Origin of the sequence: Haloplanus vescus, from assembly GCF_900107665.1 — an archaeon.
Lineage (GTDB): Archaea > Halobacteriota > Halobacteria > Halobacteriales > Haloferacaceae > Haloplanus > Haloplanus vescus.
The window spans coordinates 119,407-139,682 of record NZ_FNQT01000003.1 but is presented as its reverse complement, the minus strand read 5'-3'; the positions used below and the strand labels follow the sequence as shown (position 1 = coordinate 139,682).

General features: G+C 67.6%; 24 protein-coding genes. 17 read left to right on the top strand and 7 right to left on the bottom strand.

Going from position 1 to position 20,276, the window contains the following annotated elements; all coding sequences use genetic code 11:
• The first annotated feature begins 73 nt into the window (after positions 1–73).
• The 3 genes from BLU18_RS10645 to BLU18_RS10635 all read left to right on the top strand — a co-directional run bounded on the left by BLU18_RS10645 (position 74) and on the right by BLU18_RS10635 (position 2,515).
• Positions 74–325: a GIY-YIG nuclease family protein gene (locus BLU18_RS10645; RefSeq protein WP_092634854.1), complete on the top strand. Its 252-nt coding sequence runs from the start codon at positions 74–76 to the stop codon at positions 323–325.
• Positions 326–384: 59 nt separating this feature from the next.
• Positions 385–1,752 (top strand): phosphoglucomutase/phosphomannomutase family protein, encoded by a 1,368-nt coding sequence (locus BLU18_RS10640; RefSeq protein WP_092634852.1) that lies wholly within the window; start codon positions 385–387, stop codon positions 1,750–1,752.
• 73 nt (positions 1,753–1,825) lie between these two features.
• Positions 1,826–2,515 carry a DUF7546 family protein gene (locus BLU18_RS10635; protein WP_092634850.1) on the top strand — a complete coding sequence of 230 codons (690 nt, stop codon included), beginning with the start codon at positions 1,826–1,828 and terminating at the stop codon, positions 2,513–2,515.
• Here the strand turns inward: BLU18_RS10635 and samp2 are convergent.
• Complete coding sequence (samp2, locus tag BLU18_RS15230) at positions 2,510–3,088, bottom strand: ubiquitin-like small modifier protein SAMP2 (protein WP_342702048.1); 579 nt, start codon at positions 3,086–3,088, stop codon at positions 2,510–2,512. The genes BLU18_RS10635 and samp2 overlap by 6 nt on opposite strands.
• A gap of 80 nt (positions 3,089–3,168) precedes the next feature.
• On the opposite strand from samp2, the gene BLU18_RS10620 reads away from it, so the two are divergent.
• The 3 genes from BLU18_RS10620 (at position 3,169) to BLU18_RS10610 (ending at position 4,202) form a co-directional block, all read left to right on the top strand.
• Positions 3,169–3,489, top strand: coding sequence for a hypothetical protein (locus BLU18_RS10620; protein WP_092634847.1), 321 nt, complete (start codon positions 3,169–3,171; stop codon positions 3,487–3,489).
• A gap of 16 nt (positions 3,490–3,505) precedes the next feature.
• Positions 3,506–3,916, top strand: coding sequence for an SRPBCC family protein (locus BLU18_RS10615; RefSeq protein WP_092634845.1), 411 nt, complete (start codon positions 3,506–3,508; stop codon positions 3,914–3,916).
• A gap of 64 nt (positions 3,917–3,980) precedes the next feature.
• The gene (locus BLU18_RS10610) at positions 3,981–4,202 is read left to right on the top strand and encodes a hypothetical protein (RefSeq protein WP_092634843.1); all 222 of its coding nucleotides are present in this window, start codon (positions 3,981–3,983) and stop codon (positions 4,200–4,202) included.
• Here the strand turns inward: BLU18_RS10610 and BLU18_RS10605 are convergent.
• Positions 4,199–5,407: a CobW family GTP-binding protein gene (locus tag BLU18_RS10605; RefSeq protein ID WP_092634840.1), complete on the bottom strand. Its 1,209-nt coding sequence runs from the start codon at positions 5,405–5,407 to the stop codon at positions 4,199–4,201. The genes BLU18_RS10610 and BLU18_RS10605 overlap by 4 nt on opposite strands.
• A gap of 126 nt (positions 5,408–5,533) precedes the next feature.
• Between BLU18_RS10605 and BLU18_RS10600 the strand changes: the two genes are divergently transcribed.
• The 3 genes from BLU18_RS10600 to BLU18_RS10590 all read left to right on the top strand — a co-directional run bounded on the left by BLU18_RS10600 (position 5,534) and on the right by BLU18_RS10590 (position 8,714).
• Complete coding sequence (locus tag BLU18_RS10600; RefSeq protein WP_092634838.1) at positions 5,534–5,830, top strand: DUF7990 family protein; 297 nt, start codon at positions 5,534–5,536, stop codon at positions 5,828–5,830.
• The gene (locus BLU18_RS10595) at positions 5,830–6,780 is read left to right on the top strand and encodes an ArsA family ATPase (RefSeq protein WP_092634836.1); all 951 of its coding nucleotides are present in this window, start codon (positions 5,830–5,832) and stop codon (positions 6,778–6,780) included. Before BLU18_RS10600 ends, BLU18_RS10595 begins: the two co-directional genes overlap by 1 nt.
• A 116-nt stretch (positions 6,781–6,896) precedes the next feature.
• The gene (locus BLU18_RS10590) at positions 6,897–8,714 is read left to right on the top strand and encodes a carbon starvation CstA family protein (RefSeq protein WP_092634834.1); all 1,818 of its coding nucleotides are present in this window, start codon (positions 6,897–6,899) and stop codon (positions 8,712–8,714) included.
• Positions 8,715–8,744: 30 nt separating this feature from the next.
• Here BLU18_RS10590 and BLU18_RS10585 read toward each other — a convergent pair whose 3' ends face one another.
• The gene (locus BLU18_RS10585) at positions 8,745–9,365 is read right to left on the bottom strand and encodes a DUF8052 family protein (RefSeq protein ID WP_092634832.1); all 621 of its coding nucleotides are present in this window, start codon (positions 9,363–9,365) and stop codon (positions 8,745–8,747) included.
• Positions 9,362–9,733 (bottom strand): cupin domain-containing protein, encoded by a 372-nt coding sequence (locus BLU18_RS10580; RefSeq protein WP_092634830.1) that lies wholly within the window; start codon positions 9,731–9,733, stop codon positions 9,362–9,364. Before BLU18_RS10580 ends, BLU18_RS10585 begins: the two co-directional genes overlap by 4 nt.
• A gap of 89 nt (positions 9,734–9,822) precedes the next feature.
• On the opposite strand from BLU18_RS10580, the gene BLU18_RS10575 reads away from it, so the two are divergent.
• The 4 genes from BLU18_RS10575 to BLU18_RS10560 all read left to right on the top strand — a co-directional run bounded on the left by BLU18_RS10575 (position 9,823) and on the right by BLU18_RS10560 (position 13,530).
• The gene (locus BLU18_RS10575; protein ID WP_092634828.1) at positions 9,823–10,029 is read left to right on the top strand and encodes a DUF8007 family protein; all 207 of its coding nucleotides are present in this window, start codon (positions 9,823–9,825) and stop codon (positions 10,027–10,029) included.
• 38 nt (positions 10,030–10,067) lie between these two features.
• Entirely contained in the window at positions 10,068–10,754 is a 687-nt protein-coding gene (locus BLU18_RS10570) for a DUF5828 family protein (RefSeq protein WP_092634826.1), read from the top strand.
• Positions 10,755–10,803: 49 nt separating this feature from the next.
• Complete coding sequence (locus BLU18_RS10565) at positions 10,804–11,046, top strand: ferredoxin (protein ID WP_092634824.1); 243 nt, start codon at positions 10,804–10,806, stop codon at positions 11,044–11,046.
• 87 nt (positions 11,047–11,133) lie between these two features.
• On the top strand, positions 11,134–13,530 hold the full coding sequence (locus tag BLU18_RS10560; protein ID WP_092634822.1) for a DEAD/DEAH box helicase: 2,397 nt from the start codon (positions 11,134–11,136) through the stop codon (positions 13,528–13,530).
• Here the strand turns inward: BLU18_RS10560 and BLU18_RS10555 are convergent.
• Positions 13,527–14,084 carry an Sjogren's syndrome/scleroderma autoantigen 1 family protein gene (locus tag BLU18_RS10555; protein WP_092635316.1) on the bottom strand — a complete coding sequence of 186 codons (558 nt, stop codon included), beginning with the start codon at positions 14,082–14,084 and terminating at the stop codon, positions 13,527–13,529. The genes BLU18_RS10560 and BLU18_RS10555 overlap by 4 nt on opposite strands.
• Before the next feature lie 134 nt (positions 14,085–14,218).
• Between BLU18_RS10555 and mdh the strand changes: the two genes are divergently transcribed.
• Positions 14,219–15,133 (top strand): malate dehydrogenase, encoded by a 915-nt coding sequence (gene mdh / locus BLU18_RS10550; RefSeq protein WP_092634820.1) that lies wholly within the window; start codon positions 14,219–14,221, stop codon positions 15,131–15,133.
• A 126-nt stretch (positions 15,134–15,259) separates the two neighbouring features.
• On the opposite strand, the gene BLU18_RS10545 is transcribed toward mdh, so the two are convergent.
• Positions 15,260–16,993 (bottom strand): excinuclease ABC subunit C, encoded by a 1,734-nt coding sequence (locus BLU18_RS10545; RefSeq protein WP_092635314.1) that lies wholly within the window; start codon positions 16,991–16,993, stop codon positions 15,260–15,262.
• A 98-nt stretch (positions 16,994–17,091) separates the two neighbouring features.
• On the opposite strand from BLU18_RS10545, the gene BLU18_RS10540 reads away from it, so the two are divergent.
• The 3 genes from BLU18_RS10540 to BLU18_RS10530 are packed head-to-tail and all read left to right on the top strand — an operon-like array spanning position 17,092 to position 19,136.
• The gene (locus BLU18_RS10540) at positions 17,092–17,358 is read left to right on the top strand and encodes a DUF7967 family protein (protein ID WP_092634818.1); all 267 of its coding nucleotides are present in this window, start codon (positions 17,092–17,094) and stop codon (positions 17,356–17,358) included.
• A 42-nt stretch (positions 17,359–17,400) separates the two neighbouring features.
• The gene (locus tag BLU18_RS10535; protein WP_092634816.1) at positions 17,401–18,315 is read left to right on the top strand and encodes an ABC transporter ATP-binding protein; all 915 of its coding nucleotides are present in this window, start codon (positions 17,401–17,403) and stop codon (positions 18,313–18,315) included.
• On the top strand, positions 18,312–19,136 hold the full coding sequence (locus tag BLU18_RS10530; protein ID WP_092634814.1) for an ABC transporter permease subunit: 825 nt from the start codon (positions 18,312–18,314) through the stop codon (positions 19,134–19,136). The genes BLU18_RS10535 and BLU18_RS10530 overlap by 4 nt, the downstream gene beginning before the upstream one ends.
• Here the strand turns inward: BLU18_RS10530 and BLU18_RS10525 are convergent.
• Positions 19,131–20,240 carry a pyridoxal-phosphate-dependent aminotransferase family protein gene (locus tag BLU18_RS10525; protein WP_092634812.1) on the bottom strand — a complete coding sequence of 370 codons (1,110 nt, stop codon included), beginning with the start codon at positions 20,238–20,240 and terminating at the stop codon, positions 19,131–19,133. The genes BLU18_RS10530 and BLU18_RS10525 overlap by 6 nt on opposite strands.
• Positions 20,241–20,276: the final 36 nt, after the last annotated feature.

Genomic DNA, 20,276 nt, shown 5'->3' with positions numbered 1-20,276 from the left:
AGGGTAACGACGTCTGACCACCACGCGAAGCCTTCTCGGAACGCCTACGTGCGGGCGGGTCCTCGCACCGACGATGCATTACGTCTACGTCCTCGAATGCGCGGACGGCACCTACTACACGGGGTATACGACGGACGTGGAGCGACGCGTCGCCGAACACGACGCCGGCGAGGGGGCGAAGTACACCCGCGGGCGGACGCCGGTCGACCTACGCCACGTCGAGGAGTTCGAGACGCGGTCGGCGGCGATGTCTCGGGAACACGAAATCAAGTCGCTGTCGCGGTCGGAGAAGGAGCGACTGGTCGAGGACGGGACGCCGCAGTAAGGTCGGACTCGTCGACGGCTGACGCCCATCTTTTTCTCGGCGGCGCGAAAGGGTCGGACATGGACGCCATCTCATTCGGGACGGACGGGTGGCGCGCTCGCCTCGACACCTTCACCGACGAGCGGGTGCGGATGGTCGGACAGGCGGTCGCGGACTACCTCGCCGACGTCGGTCACGACGCCCCGGTGGCGGTCGGGTACGACGCGCGAGCGACCTCGGAGGGCTTCGCCGAGTCGCTAGCCGATGTCCTCGCCGACAACGGAATCGACGTCCTCCTCCCCGAGCGCGACTGCCCGACACCGCTCGTCGCGTGGACCATCGTCGACCGCGACCTCGCCGGTGCGCTGATGGTCACCGCCTCCCACAACCCGCCGGAGTACAACGGCGTGAAGTTCATCCCCGGTGACGGCGCACCTGCGCTCCCGGAGGTGACCGACGCCATCGAGGAGCGACTCGCCTACCCGCGAGCGGAGGGGTCGCGCGGCTCGATAGAGCGCGTCGACTTCGTGTCCCCCCACGCCCAACAGGTCGAGCGACTGGTCGAGCCAGACTGCTCGGGGCTGACTGTCGTCTACGACGCGATGCACGGGAGCGGTCGGGGCGTCACCGACGAACTCCTCGAAGCCGCGGGGGCGACGGTGATTCGCCGGCGCTGTGAGCGGGACACCTCCTTCGGCGGCACGCCCCCCGAACCCAGCGCGGACCACCTCCAAGGCCTCGTCAGCGCCGTCGAGGCCCACGACGCCGACCTCGGTATCGCGAACGACGGCGACGCCGACCGCCTCGCGGTGGTCACGCCGAAGCGCGGCTACCTCGACGAGAACCTGTTTTTCGCCGCGATGTACGACTCCCTGCTCGAAGAGGAGTCGGGGCCGGCGGTCCGCACCGTCTCGACGACGTTCCTCGTCGACCGAGTCGCCGAAGCCCACGGCGAAGAGGTAGTCGAGACGGCGGTCGGGTTCAAGTGGGTCGCCGAGGCGATGATGGCGAACGACGCCCTGATGGGCGGCGAGGAGTCCGGCGGCTTCTCGATTCGGGGGCACGTCCCCGAGAAGGACGGCGTGTTGATGGCTGTCCTCGCCGCCGACGCCGCGGCGACGGAGTCGCTGGACCGCCACGTCGACGACTTGCTTGCCACCCACGGCGACATCGTCGCGGACAAGGTGAGCGTCGACTGCCCGGACGAACGAAAGGAGCCAGTCATCGAGGCCCTCGGCGAGGCGATTCCCGACCGAGTGGTCGGCGAGGCGGTCGAAGAGGTAGTGACCCTCGACGGCTTCAAACTCCTGCTGGCCAACGGCTCGTGGCTCCTCGTCCGGCCGAGCGGGACGGAACCGAAGATGCGCGTCTACGCCGAAGCGGGGAGTCGCGAGCGAGTGGACGCACTCCTCGAGGCCGGCCGCGACCTGGTGGAGTCACACCTCTGAGGCGGTAGGCGACCGAAGCGCCCATACTCGTGGCGGCGGAGCGTTCGAGTATGGACAGCGAGGTGACGGGTGCGTGAGCGAAGCGCCGGCTGGGTCGCGCCTGCGACGACGCCTGCTCGACGAAAGCGCCGCCATCCGCTGGTGGTGTCTGGTCGTCGCGGGCGAAATCGCGCTCGTCACCGCCTATCTCTCGGTGACGGGCACCATCGTCACCGAACCGCGCTACGTCGTCTACCCGTTCGTCTGGATAAATCTCGGCGTGTGGGCGATGCTCCGCGTCGACGTGCCGAGCGTCGATAGCCGCCACCGGGCCGTCGCCACCGCCGTCGCCGCCGTCTACCTCCTCGTGCTCTCGTGGGCCGGCGGCCTCGTATTGCTCGGCGTGAGCGGCCCGCTCCCCGGCGGCGCCGTCTCGTCGATTCACTGGAACGTACCCGGCTGGGGGCCGACGCTCGTCTACGGCACGCCACGGCTCCGACTGACACTCATCCCGTTCAAATTCGTCGGCTACGTCGCGATGACCTACCTCGTCTACGTCCGCCTGCTCGACGCGACGCGGGCGGTGCTCTCGGGCGTCCTCGGCCTCGTCTCCTGTGTCGGCTGTACGTTCTCGATTCTGCTTCCCCTGCTCGGTGCCACGACCCTGTTCGGGTCGACGCTGACGGGGCTGTCGTGGGACCTCTCGACGCTCGTGTTCTGTCTCACCGTCGCCCTTCTCTACTGGGCGGACGAGGTGGGCGCGGCCGTCTCGTGCCGGCTATAATCGCCCGCTGAGGCGGTCACTGCCCGCTATCGGCTCGATATCGAAGCCCAGCGACTCGTAGAAGGGTCGAACCCGCGGGTCGAACTCGGCGACGAGGCGGTCCCGGTCGGCGGCCGCGGCCGACACCAGCGCGGTGCCGACTCCCTGCCCGCGGCGACGCTTCCGAGTCGCCACCGCGGCCACTCGGTCGCCGTCGCGGACGAGGGCGCCGACGACTCGGTCGTCGAGAATCGCGACCGACACCTCGCCGGTCCCGATACGGTCGCGCACCGTCGCGGCGTCCACGTCCAGCATCGCGCCGTCGAGAATTCGCATCACGTCGAGGTGGTCCTCGGGCGTCGCCGCGCGCACGGATACGCCGTCGGCGACGGCGCCGCCTTTCACGAGTCTGAGGATGCGCACCTCGTCGTGGTCGACCCGTCGGTCCTCGGGCACGGGCGAGTCGTCGACGAGGACCGTCGCCTCGTGCGGGCTGAAGTCGAGTTCGGCGAGCAAGTCGCCGTACGTCGCGTCGGCGTCGAGGCTGACCTCCTGTGTCTCTTCACCGACCACGTCGGCGCGCACCGTCGGCATGCGTGAGCGCAGGCGATGGACGGCCCTGAACCTTCGGGTGTGCCCGTGTGAATTTTCCCCACGGAGGCCGTAGCGCGCGTATGCGTCTCCGGAACCGCGACGGCACCGCCGTCGACGCCGTGCCCTTCTTCGTCGTCGCGGCGATGGCCGCCCTCGTCTGCTTCTCAGTCGGCCCGATATACGCGCTGGCGGTGGGGCTGGAGGGCCCGGCGGTGTTCGGCCTCCCCGGAGTGGCCTGTCTCGCCGCCGTCGGCGTGGCGTATCACCGCCTCGTCTACACCGCTCGACCCGAAATCAGGGGCGAGATTCCGCCCGAGCAGCGCATCCGCGGGCTGTTCTACGCCGCCATCGTCGGGACGGCAGTCCTCGGCGCGCTGTCCCTCCCGTTTTTGGTGCGCTGACTCGAAGGATGCGTCGATGCGCGAGGTCGAGGTGTCACGGTTCGTCCGGGCGACGCCGACGGCGGTCTGGCGGGTGCTGACGCCCGCGACCGTCGTCGAGAGCGAGGGGAGTTTCACGGTCCGCGACGTGACCGAAACCGACGACGGAACGCTCGTCACGGCGGGCGCGCGAGGGCTGGAACTCACGCTCCGATTCGAGGAGCGACCGGACGGCCTCCACTACACGCAGGCGGGGTCCGCGGGGCCGTTCGACGCCATGACGACCGACCTGACCGTCACGGCCGAAGACGAGGGCGCCCGCGTCACCGCGCGGTCGTCGGTGAGTCTCGGGCTTCCGCTCTCGACGCTGACGGACCGACTGGCGACGTGGAAGCGACAGGGAGAACTGAACCGCCTGCTGGACGCGCTTGCGGACGAGGCGACGTGACGACTGTGCGCCGCGCGCGGACAGCCGGCCGTGGCTTTACCTGTCGAGACACGAACGTGTCGGTATGGGACTGTTGAACACGATTACCGAGACGCTGGCGGCGTCGTCGTCCGCGTCGAACCGCGGCGAGGGGTCGAGCGAGTCGGCGGGGGCGTACTGGTGTCACGACTGCGAGGAGCGGATTCTCGACCTCGACGTCAAGGGTGACGACGCCCCGACGTGCCCGACCTGTGGCGACGAGATGGCGTTCGAACGCTCGCCCGGGTCGACCGGGTGTGCCTGCTAACGCGTCGGTTCGGTCACGACGAGTTCGTTGCCCGCGTCGGTGGGAAATGGGTTCTCGAAGTCGTCCCACGCGGCGGCCATCTCGTCGTCGGTGAGCAAACAGTCGTCGAGCGCCGCGATTAGCGCGTCGTCGTCCATCTCGCGCCCGATGACGACGAGTTCGGTCCGGCGGTCCCCCCACTCCTCGTCCCAGTCGAGGTCCGAGCGGTTGCGCCGGTAGGCGTCCTGTTCGAATTCGGGAAGGCTGGCGACCCACGGGCCGGCGGCCTCCACTCGAACCGAGGGGCCGGCCTGCGCCAGCGTGTAGGAGAGGTCCGCGCCGGTGGCTATCCAGCAGGTGCCCTTCGAGCGCACGACGGCGGTGGGCAGGTCGTCGAGGACGGTGTAGAGGCGCCGCGGGTGGAAGGGGCGGCGTCGGCGGTAGGTGAAGGAGGTGACGCCGTAGACAGTCTCGGGGTGGGCGTGGTCGTGGTCGGCGTGGTCGTGCGAATCGTCGTCGTCCGCCAGCGTCTGCTTCCAGCCCGCTTCGTCTGCCGTCGCGGGGTCGTACCGCCGCTGGAAGACGGTGTCGGGGTCGACGCGGCTGTGTTCGGTGCGGACCACCTCGGCGTCGGGGCGGAGCGTCCGCACCATCTCCTCGACGGCGTCGAGCTCCGCGGCCGTGACGAGGTCGGTCTTGTTGAGGACGACGAGGTCGGCGAACTCGACGCCCTCGACGAGGAGGTCGGAGAGCGGTCGGGTGTCCGAATCGCTGTCGCCCCGGCGGGTCGCGACGCCCGCGTCGCCGAAGGCGTCGTGGAACTGGCGGGCGTCGACGACGGCGACGACCGACGACACCTCGTAGCGGGCGGCGGCGCGCGACCCCGTGGTGAACAGGCGGGCGACGGGGCGGGGTTCGGAGATGCCCGACGCCTCGACGACGAGGTGGTCGAAGTCGCGGTCACGGGCGAGGCGGACGACGGCGGTTTCGAGGTCGTCCTGCAGTTCACAGCAGATACACCCGTTGGATAGCTCCGTCACGCCGTCGTCGACGGCGAGGTCCGTGTTCTGACTCACGAGGTCGGCGTCGACGTTGACGTCGCCCATGTCGTTGACGAGGACGGCGATATCGCGGTCTCCGGCGTCGGTGAGCAGGTGATTGAGCAGCGTCGTCTTCCCGGCCCCGAGGCTCCCGCTCAGAATCGTGACGGGAATGGCGTCGTGCATACGCCCGGATGGGCGGGGGACGGACTTAACGCCGCGGACAGAGGGTCGCGCCGCAGGCCTGTTCCGGCACGCGCAGGCGATAGGCCCTGACGACACGTTTTTCTCCGCGTGGCGGCGAGACGAGGTATGGACCTCGCGGAACGCATCGCTACCGTCCGGCGTGTCGCCGAGGAGTGGCTCCGTGGCCTGTATCACGGCATGGTGACGCACCCGGCCTACGAGAAAATCGAGGCGGAGGCCGAAGACCGGGAGGACACCTTCATGCTCGCGTGTTTCCCCGACGCCTTCGGCATCCCGAGTCCCGTGTCCTACTACACGGCGGAGCTCCTGCCGTATCTCGAAGACGAGTTCGAGGCATGGGAGCGGCGGATGTGGGACCGTGGGTCGCTGCTGGAACGAAAGGGCAAGCAGTACCACTTCTGATGGACCGCTTCGTCTTCTTCGGCGGCAAGGGCGGCGTCGGCAAGACCACGGTGTCGAGCGCCTACGGCCTGAAATGTGCTCGCGCGGGACTGGAGACGCTGGTCGTCTCGACGGACCCCGCCCACAGCACCGCCGACGTGTTCGACCAGCCGTTCGACGACTCCCCGAAACCCGTCGAGGGCATCGACAACCTCTCGGTCATGGAAATCGACCCCGACGACGAGGTGGAGCGCCACCTGATGGAGACGAAACGCGCCCTCGGCGACCAGGTGAGTCCGGCGATGGTCAACGAAATCGACCGGCAGATAGAGATGGCCCACCAGACGCCGGGCGCGTACGAGGCGGCGCTGTTCGACCGCTTCATCGACGTGATGCGCGACCCCGACCCGTACGACCGAATCGTCTTCGACACGTCGCCGACGGGCGGCACCCTGCGGCTGTTGAGCCTGCCGGAGTTCCTGCAGGGCTGGGTCGAGCGTCTCCTCCACAAGCGCAAGGAGAGTGTCGACCTGTTCGAGCGTGCGGCTATCGGGAACCAAGAACCGCGGCGAATGATGGAGGGCGACCCGATTATCGCCCGACTCCAAGAGCGAAAAGAGACCTTCGAGTTCGCGAAGGAGACACTCCAGAACGAGGCGACGTTCGTCCTCGTGGTCAACCCGGACGAACTGTCGATTCGGGAGACGCGCCGCGCCATCGACGGCCTCTCCGACCACGGCCTGTCGGTGGCGGGGCTGGCGGTGAACAAACTCACGCCGGAACCCGACGACGACGAGTCGGGACGCGGGGCGCGCTTCCTCCGCGAGCGAGTGGCGACGGAGCGAGAGCGCCTCGACGAACTCCACGAGACGTTCGACGCGCCGGTGGTCGCCGAAATCGAGACGCGCGTCCGCGAAGTGAAGGGGTCGCTGCTCGACGAGGTGGCGGCCGAACTCGACGTGGACGTCTGAGCAGACGCCCAAAACGGGTCGTGTCAGCACCTAAATCGGAGGAGATAGGTCCGCTGAGGCGTCGCAATGCCCAACGCTTAAGTAATTATTTTTCGTGATTTGACGGTGGGACACACATGGTACAGGCAATAACAGTGGTGGTTCTCACGCTCGTGACGTTCTCGGTCGCGTACCTCGGGTACTCTCGGTACCTGTCGCAGTTCGTCGACCTGGACGACGAGCGAGAGACGCCAGCACACAAGTATCGGGACGGGCAGGAGTACGTTCCGTCCAAGAAGCCGGTGCTGTTGGGGCATCACTATTCGAGCATCGCGGGTGGGGCACCGATTGTCGGACCGATCACCGCGACGGTGGTCTGGGGATGGGTGCCGGCGTTCCTCTGGGTCGCCATCGGCAACCCCCTCTTCGGGTCCGTCCACGACTTCATGTCGCTGACGGCGAGCATGCGCCACGAGGGGAAGTCGATCGGCTACATCATCGGCGAGTACGTGGGCGAACGCGGCAAGGACATGATTCTCTGGTTCGCGTTCCTGACTATCGTTCTCGTCGTCGCCGTGTTCGGCCTCGTGATTGCGGTGGTGTTCAACGCGTATCCGCAGGCCGCGACGGCGTCACTCGTCTACATTCTCTTGGCGCTAGTCTTCGGCGTCTATCTCTATCAACTCGACTTACCCTTCCTGCCGGGGACGGTGGCGTTCGTCGCCGCCGTCTTCGCGGGCGTGTGGGTCGGCGTCCAGTACCCCATCGCGCTGGTGCCGGGCGACTACCCCGCGAGGACCATCGTCCTCCTGTCGGGCAGTCCGCTCCCGCCGGTGCTGGGGAGCGTCAACATCGCGACGTGGATTCCGGTCGTACTCGTCTACGGGTTCATCGCCAGCATCCTCCCGGTCTGGGTGCTGCTCCAGCCGCGTGACTTCCTGACCTCGAGCCTGCTGTACGCCGGGGTCGGTGGCACGTTGCTGGCCGTCATCGTCGGCACGGTCACCGGCGGCGGCTCGCAGCTCGTCATCGACGTGCCCGCGTACGCCGGGTTCTGGGGTGGTGCGCTCGTCAACACGACGCTGCCGCTCTTCCCACTGCTCTTCGTCACCATCGCCTGCGGGACGATCAGCGGCTTCCACTCGCTGGTCTCCTCGGGGACGACGGCCAAGCAGCTGGACAAGGAAACCGACGCCCGGACCATCGGTTACGGTGGGATGCTCGGTGAGGGCCTGCTCGCGACTGTGTCTATCATCACCGTCGGCGTGTACGCCCAGACACCATCGAGCGGCGGTATCGGGCTCGCACTCCCGAACTTCGCCTCCGGCGGCGGCCTCATCCTCAACGTCGGCTTCGGCATCCCCGAGGCCATCGCCGCGCCGTTCATGGCGCTGGTGCTCGTGAGCTTCCTGCTCACCAGTACTGACACTGCTGTCCGCCTCGGCCGATACATGGTCGAGGAACTCGTCGGGACGCCCGAGACGCAGGTCCAAGAGGTGGCGGCCAACCGCTACGTCAACGCCTTCCTGCAGGTGGCGCCGGCATACATCCTCGTCGCCTCCGGCCGATGGGCGGACCTCTGGCCGCTGTTCGGCGGCGCGAACCAGACCCTCGCGGCGCTCGCGCTCCTGGTCGCGACGGTGTGGCTCGCCAACTGGGACGATCAGAAGCAGCTCATCTCGACCGGCGCCCCGATGGCGTTCATGCTGGTCATCACCACGTTGGCGCTGCTGTATCTCGCGCTGTATCAGAACCTGTATCAGAAGTTCGTCCTCGACAACTGGGCGAACGGCGGGACAGTCATCGAAATGGCGTCTGCGGGCGTCCAAATCGTCATCGCACTCGTGTTGATTTGGCTCTCGCTCTCGCTGGCCTATATGGGGATCAACAACATCCGCAAGGCCCGCGGGGCGGGCGCCGCAGTCGCCGACGGCGGCGAAGAAGCGGACGACTAACCGCGCAGACCTTTTTTATCCGAACGACACTCAGCCGAGGAGTCGTCGCTTGAGGCGTTCGAGCGGTCCGGGCGTGTCGGCGTCGATGGGTTCCCAGACGGTGAGCGCTTCGTCGACATCGGCCCGGCCGCTGGTGACGACGACCTCTTCCTCGGGGGCGACGACGGCGAGGTGTGTCTCGTAGTAGCCGTTGTAGCCGTACTTGAGCATCGTGCGGTCGGTGAAGCCGGTGACGAACTCGCGGACGGCGTCGGGAATCGTGGGGGCGACGAGGACGAACGTGAACTCCGTGGCGTAATGCTCCTCGTCGGCCTCTATCCAGCGGTCGGCGAGGTCGGCGGCGAGGTCGACGTAGCGTTCGAGCGTCTCGACGCGGGCCGCGTCGGTGCGACGGAGAAACAGGTGTTCGAAGGAGGCGTGGTGGCCGTAGGTGATGGCCGGGTGGAAGAACTTCTTCTGCGTGTGGATTTCGAGGCGGCCGTAGAGGTCGAACGACTCGGCGTCCAGGTCGTACGCCCGCTCTAGGTCGTAGTTGAACATCAACCGGTCGCTGACGCGGTCGACGTACTCGTCGTCCCACTGGGGAACGTCCTCGGGGACCTCGTCCGTGTCGTCGTGCCCCGTCTCGACCCCGGCGTCGTCGTCAGTCACGGCTCGTAGGCGTGGACCTCTCCCTCGACGGCCGGCGCCCCGACGGCGATGACGTCCACGGGGTCGTCGGCGTCTTCGGGGTTGTACGCGAACTGCGGGCTGTCGGGTTCGATGGTGACGAGGTGGTCCGGGCCCGCCTCCAGCGTCCCCTCGGGCGTCTTCACGTGGAGCGTCCCCGAGAGCACGTAGAAGGCCTCCTCTTGCTCGTCGTGGTAGTGGTAGGCGAGCGGGAGTTCCTCGCCGGGGGCGGCGGTGTAGCGATTGATAGCCATGTTCGAGAGATTGCCCAGGTCGGACAGCGACCGGCGCGTGCAGGGGCGGTCGGGGTCCGGTTCGACGTCGTCGGTGTCGATGACGTGGTAACCCATACGCGGCTACTGTAGTGGCAGGAGGAAAAGCGCGTCGTCACCGGCACACGACAAGGTTTAATCGGTCAGCGGCCGTACGCGAGGCCACGATGGGTGGCAAAGACGCCGAAGCGTGCGGCCGCTGTGCGATGAGCTCTGTCGTCGACGCGACGGTGGAGGAGTCGAACGACCCGTACGCCGGTGACCGAATCGAAGTCGACGACCGACAGCTGCGCGCCGTCTCGCCGGCGGCGTGGGTCGGGCGTCTCAAGCGTCGACTGGACGAGTACGCCACGCGACTAACGTACGGCCGATAACTGTTTTGTACCCGAACACCGTGGACGGTCGATAAGCGATGGAAGAGAGTGTATCCGGATTCAAACGCCGGGGGACGTGGGCAGAAATCGTCGAGCACGGGGAGCGAATCACCGCCGCGCTCCGCGAGGCCGGCGCCGAGAGCGAGGCGTTCGAGGAGTGGAACGAGTGGCGCCCCAAGACACACGAACGCCTCGGCGAGGACGTGAGCGAGAAGACGGCCGAACAGGCCAGCGTCGGCGAGGGGAAAGGCGAGAAGGCGGGCAAGAACCCGGACGAGGACCTCCGGACGGCGGGCGAGAAGCTCTCGGAGTCGTACAAGCACGTCGAGGACGGCGACAACGAGGGGGCAGTCTCTAACTGGCAGGACTCGCTCAACTACGTCGCTCGCGCCGCCGACTCGGCGGGGCGGAAGGCGTTGCGCGCCGTCGAGGGCACCGTCTACCGGAAGGTGATGACCCAACTGGCGCCGTACTACTTCGACAACGAACTCGTGAGCGCGAACGTCCAGAAGACGGCGCGGGGCGGCGACGGCGACCAGTTCATCTTCGAGGTGAACATCAACGACGACGAGCTGAAGGAAGCGGTGAGCGAGTCCCTCACGGAGTACGAGGACGACGTCGACCGCTGGCACGTCGACACCGAGAAGGAAACGGAAGTCGCGGAAGTCGTCGAGGGCGTCGAACCGCCGCGAGACGGCGGCGACTCCAAGTCGACGACGAACTGACGGCCCCACGAGCGCCACACCTTTCTCGGCGCCACGTCAACGGGCGGCCATGCACGTCGAGTACGACCGCGACACCTGTATCGGGATGTTCCAGTGCGTCGAGGAGTGGGGAGCCTTCGAGGAGAACCGCGACGACGGCAAAGCCGACTTGGCGGACAGCGAGGAGACAGACGAGGACCTGTTCGTCCGCGAGGTGCCCGAGGACGCGGAACTGGACGCGGAGTTCGCGGCGCGGGCCTGTCCCGTCGACGCCATCCGCCTCTACGACGACGACGGGGAGCGAGTCGTTTGAGGCGGCGTACCGTCTCCGAACGAACCGTGATATCACTTTCACCGCGGTTCGCCAACCCTTAACCGCGACGACGACGAATATCGGCCGATGGCGGCCACGGACGCGTACGTCGACCACCCGCTGCTCGAACCCGACTTCATCGAGCAGCGTCGCTACCAACTCGAACTCGCCAGCGACGCGCGCGACACGCACACGCTGGTCTGTCTCCCGACTGGACTCGGGAAGACGACGGTGAGTCTGCTCGTGACCGCGGACCGACTCACCGACATCGGCGGGACAGCACTCTTTCTAGCCCCGACGAAGCCACTCGTCCAGCAACACGCGACGTTCTATCGCGAAGCCCTCTCGATGCCGGACGACGACATCACGGTGTTCACGGGCGAGGTACGCCCGGAGGACCGGGCCGACCTGTGGGAGTCGAGTCGCATCGTCATCGCGACGCCACAGGTCGTCGAGAACGACCTCATCGGCGGGCGCATCTCGCTCTCGGACGTGACCCACCTCACCTTCGACGAGTGTCACCGCGCCACCGGCGACTACGCGTACGTTTACATCGCGGAACGGTACCACGCGGACGCGACGAACCCGCTCGTGACGGGGATGAGCGCCTCGCCCGGCGGCGACGAGGAGGCCATCCTCACCGTCTGCGAGAACCTCGGCCTGCAGGAGGTGGCGGTGATGACCGAGGACGACGCCGACGTGGCCGACTACACGCACGACACCGAGGTGGAGTGGGAGCGCGTCACACTCCCCGACGCGGTGCTGGAGATTCGGGACGCGATCAACGAGGTGATCACGGAGCGTCTGGAGACGCTGAAGGAACTCGGCGTGACGAACACGACGAGTCCGGACCTCTCACAGCGCGACCTGAACCAGATGCGCGGGCAGTTACAGGACCTCATCGACGCCGACCAGTCGGAGGGGTACGAGGGGATGTCGGTCCACGCCGAAGTGATGAAGCTTCGGCGCGCGGTCGAACTCGCGGAGACGCAGTCGGTGGAGTCGCTGCGGCGGTACTTCGAACGCCAGCGCAACGCCGCGCGCGCCTCGGGGGCGTCGAAGGCGAGTCAGCGCCTCGTCGCCGAACCGAAGGTTCGGGAGGCGATGCGGAAGGCGACAGAGTTCGACGACCTCCACCCCAAGTTCCGGCAGACGCGGGTGTTGCTGGCCCAGACCCTCGGCATCGGCGGTGGCGAACGCGTCATCGTCTTCACCGAGTCCCGCGACACGGCGGAGGCGCTCACCGACTTCCTGAGCGAGAGCTTCGACGTGCGGCGGTTCGTCGGGCAGGGCGACAAGGAGGGGTCGGACGGCATGACACAGAAAGAGCAGGGCGAGACGCTCGACGCCTTCCGGGCGGGCGAGTTCGAAGTGCTCGTCTCCACCTCCGTCGCCGAGGAGGGACTGGACGTGCCCGAAGTCGACCTGGTGCTCTTCTACGAACCCGTGCCGACGGCGATTCGCTCCATCCAGCGGAAGGGGCGGACGGGACGGCAGGACGAGGGGCGCGTGGTCGTGCTGATGGCCGAGGACACCCGCGACGAGGCGTTCTTCTGGATATCCCGGCGCCGCGAACAGGAGATGGAGGACGAACTCGCGTCGCTGAAAAGTGCCGCTGACGAGATGGAAGCGGAACTCGACGACTCCCAGACGGCGCTGGACGCGTTCGACGCCGACGATAGCGACGCGGACGACCACGGCCTCGAAGAGTTCGGCGCGGACGACGCGGACGGAACAGAGACGGGAGACGACGAGACAGAAGAGGACACCGAGGCGACCGATGTCGAGGAAAGCGTCGTCGCCACCGCCGGCACCGACGACGACACGGTCGAACTCGTCGTCGACCAGCGAGAACTCGACTCGACCATCGCCCGCGACCTCTCGAAACGAGAGGGAGTCGAAACGCGGCTGGAGACGCTGGAAGTCGGCGACTACGTCCTCTCGGACCGGGTAGCTGTGGAACGAAAATCGGTGTCTGACTTCCTCGACACGCTCACCGGCGGCGACCGCTCCCTGTTCGAGCAGGTGGGCGACATGGCGCGTCACTACGCCCGCCCGGTGGTCGTCCTCGAAGGCGAGGGCCTCTACGAGGAGCGCAACGTCCACCCGGACGCCATCCGTGGCGCGCTGGCGTCGCTCTCGGTCGATTTCGGCGTGAGCGTGATACAGACGGCCGACGAGGGAGACACCGCCGACATGCTGGCGGTCATCGCCAAGCGCGAGCAGACGACCCGCAACCGCACGGTGAGCGTCCACGGCGAGAAGAGCGCGAAGACGCTGGCCGAACAGCAGGAGTACGTCGTCGGCGCCATCGCGGACATCGGGCCGGTGACGGCGCGGTCGCTACTCGACCACTTCGGGAGCGTCGAGGGCGTGATGACGGCGCGAGAAGAGGATTTACTGGAGGTGGACGGCGTCGGCGAGGTCACCGCCGACCGGATTCGGTCGGTCGTCGGGAGCGACTACACGGGCGCCGGCGATTAGTCGAGCGCCGCGAGCGTCTCCGCCGCCTCGCGGGCGGCGGCGAGGAGTTCCTTCGCGCGCCGGGGGTCGTCCGTCTCCTCGGCTGCCTGCGCGTACTTCACGAGCGTCCGCGAGAGCGACGCCCGAGCGGTCGCTCGCGGGTCGCCGCCGGCCTCGGTGCGCGGAGCGGGGCGGTCCGCGACGGGGGCGGCGTCAGTGGAGGCGTCGCCACCGCTCGGCGATTCGCGGGCGGTGTTCGGCGTCGGCGTCGCGGGGGCGTCACGCGCCGGTTCGGTAGCGGCGGGCGACGGCTCGGCGTCCGACGAGTCCTCGGCGGAAGCGGCCTCGGCGTCGGTGGCGGCCTGTTCACCGCCGGCGGCCTGACACGTCGGGCAGAAGGTCTGCCCGTCGTGGCGAAAGAGGGGGTCGCCGCAGGTGTCGCAGTGGCTGTTGGTCATCGTCGCCCCCTTCAAGAGCAGTTCGCTCATGCGCTGGGTGGCCTCGCGTTCCTCCTGATTCTCCTCGTACTTCTCCCGGAGTCGCTCACGCTCGGCCTCCTCGTCGAACCCGCTCATGGAGACGAACAGGCGGGCGACGTCGAAAAACCTCACGACATTTCGACACGAGTCGAACGGCTGCGTGCCGACTGCGGGCCGAATTCGGGGCATCCGAAGCGTTTAATCGGAATCCGACGCCACCGATAGACGATATGACGAAAGTGAGTGTCATCGGCGCGGCGGGGAACGTCGGGGCCGCGGCAGGCTACAACATCGCCCTCCGGGACATCGCGGACGAAGTCGTCTTCGTGGACATCCCGGATATGGAGTCGGAAACCGTCGGCCAAGCCGCCGACACGAATCACGGCATCGCCTACGACTCGAACACGGTCGTTCGACAGGGCGACTATTCGGCGACGGAGGGGTCGGACGTCGTCGTCATCACGGCGGGCATTCCCCGCAAACCGGGCCAGACGCGAATCGACCTCGCGGGCGACAACACTCCCATCATGGAGGACATCAGCTCGTCGCTCGCGGAGTACAACGACGACTTCGTGTCCATCACCACCTCGAACCCGGTCGACCTGCTCAACCGCCACCTCTACGAGGCGGGTGACCGCGACCGACACTCGGTCATCGGCTTCGGCGGCCGCCTCGACTCCGCGCGCTTCCGCTACGTCCTCTCGGAGCGCTTCGACGCGCCAGTCCAGAACGTCGAGGCGACTATCCTCGGCGAACACGGCGACGCGCAGGTCCCCGCGTTCTCGAAGGTACGCGTCGACGGCCGCGACCCCGAGTTCGACGCCGACGAACGCGAGGAGATTCTCGGCAACCTGCAGGAGTCCGCGATGGACGTCATCGAGCGCAAGGGGTCGACCGAGTGGGGTCCGGCGACGGGGGTCGGCCACATGGTCGAGGCCGTCATCCGCGACACGGGCGAGGTGCTTCCCGGGAGCGTCGTCCTCGACGGCGAGTACGGCTACGAAGACACCGCGTTCGGCGTCCCCGTCAAACTCGGGTCCAACGGCGTCGAGGAAGTCGTGGAGTGGGACCTCGACGACTACGAGGCGGACCTGATGGACGACGCCGCGGAGAAGCTTCGCGACCAGTACGACGAAATCGCCTGACCGACGCCCGACGTTTATCACCGATAGCGCGGCCATCCGCCCCGTGACCTGACGACTGGTCGCGGGGCGCTTGCGAACGCGTGGCGCCACGCCCCGCGACGACGCCGTGGCGCCACCTGTTCGCACTCACAGTCGCCCGGCCAGTTCCGCTGCCGTCTTTTCGCCGACACCCTCCACGTCCAGCAGGTCGGCCCGCGACGCTGCGCGCACGTTCTCGACGCTCCCGAACCGCCGGAGGAGTCGCCGGCGCGTCTCGGGGCCGACACCCGGCACGTCGTCGAGGGCTGTCGACACCTCGTCGCGGACGCTGCTGTGATACTGGACGGCGAAGCGATGGGCCTCGTCGCGGACCCGCTGGAGGAGGTGGAGGTAAGAGGCGTCGGCGGGCCAGTCGTGAACGCCGTCTGGCGTGACGACTCGCTCTTCGGCCTTGGCGAGTGCCACGGCGGGCACGTCCCACCCGGTTTCGGCGAGGGCGTCCCGAGCGGCGGCGAGTTGGCCGTCGCCGCCGTCGATGAGGAGGAGGTCCGGGTCGGGTCGGTCGTCCCGGCCCTCGACGGCGCGCTCCGCTCGCCAGCGCACGAGCGTTCGCATGTTCGCGTAGTCGTCGTTGCGCTCGGCGAGTTTCTTCCGGCGGTATGCAGACTTCTCGGCGCTCCCGTCGACGAAGCAGACGTTACTGCCAACCACGTCCGTGCCCCCAGTGTGGCTCACGTCGAACCCCTCGATTCGCTCGACGGTATCGAGACGGAGTTCGTCGGCGAGGCGGGCGCTCGCGTCGTCGGAGCCCGTTCGCTTGCGGGCGTTCTTCAGCGCGAGGTCGACGAGTTTCGCCTCGCGACCGGCGCCCGGGACGCGGACGGCGACGCCCTCGGCTTCCAGCCACGCGCGCACGTCTGGGTCGGCGGGCTGTTCGGAGCACAGCACGGCGTCGGGGAGTTCGCGGTCGGCGTAATACTGGGGGATGAAGGCCGCGAGGAGGGCGCCCACGCGGTCCTCGCCGTCGGGGGCGTCGAGTCGGTGTCGCGAGCGGTCGACGAGTTGGCCGCGTTCGCTGTGGAGGCGGGCGACGGTCGCCCGGTCGCCCTCGATGGCGGCACCGAGCACGTCGACCGTCCGCTCGTCGCCGGGCGTCGAGACGGCGTCGCCACCCGACCCGTGGAACGATTCGACGGTTTCGAGTCGGTCCCGGAGGTTGGCGGCGCGTTCGAAAGACTGCGCTTGGGCGGCGGCCTCCATCTCCCGCCGGAGGGGGTCGGCGACGACGCCCGTCTCGCCCTCGAAAAAGCGGGTGGTGGCCTCCACGTCCTCGGCGTAGGCGTCGAGGTCGATTTCGCCGGTGCAGGGCGCGCTACAGAGCCCCATCTCGTAGTCGAGACACGGGCGGTCCCGGCCCTGGTACTTGTGGTCGGAACAGCCACGGAGGCCGTACGTCTCCCGGAGCGCCTTCACCACCGTCTCGACGCGGCCCTTGTCGGTGAAGGGGCCGAAGACGGTGGCGCCCTCGGCGGGGTCGCGCGTCACCTCGATGCGCGGAGCCGGGTGGTCGGTGAGTTGGACGAGCGGGTAGGACTTGTCGTCCTTGAGGCGGACATTGTACCGCGGCTGGTGGCGCTTGATGAGGTTGGCTTCGAGCAAGAGCGCCTGCGTCTCGGTGTCGGTGACGGCGATGTCGATTCGGTCGGCGCGGGTGACCATCTGCCGGATGCGGTCGCTCCGCGGGTCGGCGTAGGAGCGCACCCGGTCGCGAAGGTCGACTGCCTTGCCGACGTAGCGGACGCTCTCGTCCTCGTAGAAGAGATACACGCCGGGTTCCCGCGGCAACTCGGCTGCCCGCGACCGTACCGCCGTCGCGTCCATCGTCGTGTGGTAGCCGCCGAACGCCAATGAGCCTGACGCGTCGAGACGTTCACGTGACGGAGCACCAGAGATAACCACGACGGTGACGAGAGTCGACCATGGCCGAGACGGAGCGACTGTGGCTGGTCGAGCGCACCTACGACGACAAGGGACTCATCTCGCTCGCGTACGCGACGACCGACGGGACGTTGGCCCGGCGGATGGAGCGAGCGCCCATCGCCGTCGAGCGGTCGGGTGGCGTAACTGCGGCGGTCGAGGCAGAGCGCGACGAACTCACGGCGGTCGAAGACGAGGACCGGCGCGAACGCTACGCACACGAGGCGACGCGGATGGCCGAGCGCCACGACCCGGACGAGCGCGTGTAAGATACCTAAACCCTTTAACAGAGACTGGCCCAAGGCATGGGCATGGCCGCAATCGAACTCGACGGCGTGACCAAGCAGTTCGGTGACGTCACGGCCGTCTCCGACCTCGACCTCACGGTCCCCGAGGGCGAGGTGTTCGGGTTCCTCGGGCCGAACGGTGCGGGAAAGTCGACGACGATCAACATGTTGCTCGATTTCGTCCGCCCGACAGCCGGCGAGGTGCGCGTCCTCGGTCTGGACGCCAAACGCGAGAGCGTCGCCGTCCGCCGGCGGACGGGCGTCCTCCCCGAAGGCTACGACGTGTATCACCGCCTCACGGGGCGCAAACACGTCGAATTCGCCATGCGCTCGAAGGAAGTCGACGGCGACGTGGACGCGATTTTGGAGCGCGTCGGCATCGCCGACGCCGCCGACCGCAAGGCCGGTGGCTACTCGAAAGGGATGCGCCAGCGCCTGACGCTCGGGATGGCGCTCGTCGGCGACCCGGATCTGCTGGTTCTCGACGAGCCCTCCTCCGGTCTCGACCCGGGCGGCGCTCGTGAGATGCGCGAAATCGTGCGGGCAGAGGCGGACCGCGGTGCGACCGTCTTCTTCTCCAGTCACGTCCTCGGACAGGTCGAATCGGTGTGTGACCGCGTCGGCATCATGCGCGAGGGCGAGCTCGTCGCCGAGGACAGCATCGAGGGCCTCCGCGACGCCGTGGAGGGCGGCGAGACGCTGGTCATCACCGTCGACGCCGCGAGCGAGGAGAACCTCGACGCGGTGCGCGCACTCGACGGCGTGACCGACGCGACGACGGACGGCGGCACGGTGACGGTCACCTGCGACCCGGACGCGAAGACGGCAGTCATCGGCGCCCTCGAAGACGCGGGCGTGAGCGTCAAGGACTTCCAGACAGAGGAGACGTCGCTCGAAGACCTGTTTATCGCCTACACGGAAGGGGAGGTGTCAGCATGACGTGGCAGGCCGTCGCGCGCAAGGACTTCGAGGACGCTGTCCGGTCGCGGTGGGTGCTCGGCCTGTCGGTGCTGTTCGTCCTGCTGGTGTCGCTGGCGGCGTATCTGGCGCGGCCGGCGCCGGGACAGACCATCAGCTCGAATCAAATTCTCAACTCGCGGCTCATCCGTGACGCGCTGGTGACGACGCTGATCCCCCTGATCGCGTTGGTCGTCGCCTACAACGCCGTCATCGGCGAGCGGGAATCGGGGTCGCTGAAGCTCCTGCTCTCGCTTCCCCACTCCCGGGCAGACGTGGTGTTCGGGAAGGTCATCGGCCGTTCGGGCGCCATCGCCGCACCCGTCTGTGCCGGCTTCCTGCTCCCCGCGCTCATCTTCGTCATCGTCCCCGCGGTGAACTTCGACGTGGCGTCGTATCTCGGCTACACGGCGCTGACGGCGATACTGGGCGTCGCCTTCGTCGCCATCGCCGTCGGCTTCTCGACGGCCGCGTCGTCGAGTCGGCGCGCGGTGGGGGGCGCCATCGGCACCTACTTCCTGTTCGTGCCGCTGTGGGGCGCCGTTCAACTCCCGCTCCAGCTCTATCTGGGGATGAGCGGCTCACCGTCGTGGCTCCCGCTGACCGGTCAGCAGGTGCTTCGGATGCTTCGATTGCTCAATCCCACGGGCTCGTTCAAAATCGTCTCGAACGCGTTCCTCCAGGGTGCGCTGTACACGCAGGGGAACGTGAGCATGCAGGTGTCGGCGACGCTCATGCTCCTCGTGTGGATTCTCGTCCCGCCGCTGCTGGGACTGCTGTGGTTCCAGGAAGCCGACCTATAGGTCGGCGACGTCTTCGATAGCGTCGGTCAGGGTGCGGATGCTCTCGACGGTGTGTTCGCCCATGTGACCGATTCGGAACGTTTCCTCGCCGATATCGCCGTAGCCGTTCGAGAAGACCATGTCGTAGCGCTCGGACACCTCCTCGATGGTGGCGGCGACGTCGATGTCCTGCGTGTTCTCGATGCAGCTCACGGTCTGGGACTCGTAGCCCGCCTCGGGATAGAGGTCGAAGTGCTCGCGTGCCCACTCGCGGGTGTACTCGGCCATCTCGCGGTGGCGACGGGCGCGGGCCGCGTGCCCCTCGTCGAGCATGTGCTTCATCTGCTGGCGGTAGGCGAGCATGATGGGGATAGCGGGCGTGGAGTGGGTCTGGCCCTTCCGGTCGTAGTAGTCGAGGGCGCGCTGGAAGCCGCCGTACCACGAGGCGGAGTCCTTCTCGAGTTCGCGCTCGTAGGCGTCGTCGCTGACGACGCAGACAGCGAGTCCGGGGGGCATGGCGAAGGCCTTCTGGGTCGATGCGAAGATGACGTCGATGCCGTGGGCGTCGATATCGACATGGTCGCCGCCGAGTGCGGAGACAGCGTCGACGACGAAGTAGGTGTCCGGATACTCGGCGACCACGTCGCCGACTTCCTCGATGGGGTTGCGGACGCCGGTCGAACTCTCGTTCATGACGCAGGCAACCACGTCGTAGTCGGTGTCGCTGGTCTCCAGAGCCTCGCGAACGTCTTCGGGTTTGACCGCCTGCCCCCACTCGTATTCGAGGCGGTCGACGGACTTGCCGAGTCGCTCGGCGACGTTGGCGTGGCGTTCGCTAAAACTGCCACAGGTCGGCACGAGGATGTTCTCGTCGACGAGATTGAGCGTCGACGCCTCCCAGAACTCCGTGCCGGACGCGGTGAGAATCATGACCTCGTTGTCGGTGCCGAGGAAGTCCTTCGTGTCCTCGACGATGGTCGTGTAGAGGTCGGTCATGCGGTCCATCCGGTGACCGAACATCGGCTGAGCCATCGACTCGATGACGTCCTCGCGCACCTCGGTCGGTCCGGGGATGTACAGGGTCTTGTCGGGGTAGTCGCCCGAGTATTCGCGCTCGTGCGTCATTCGTGCGAAGGGAGGCGGACGAGCGGCAAGGCGTTT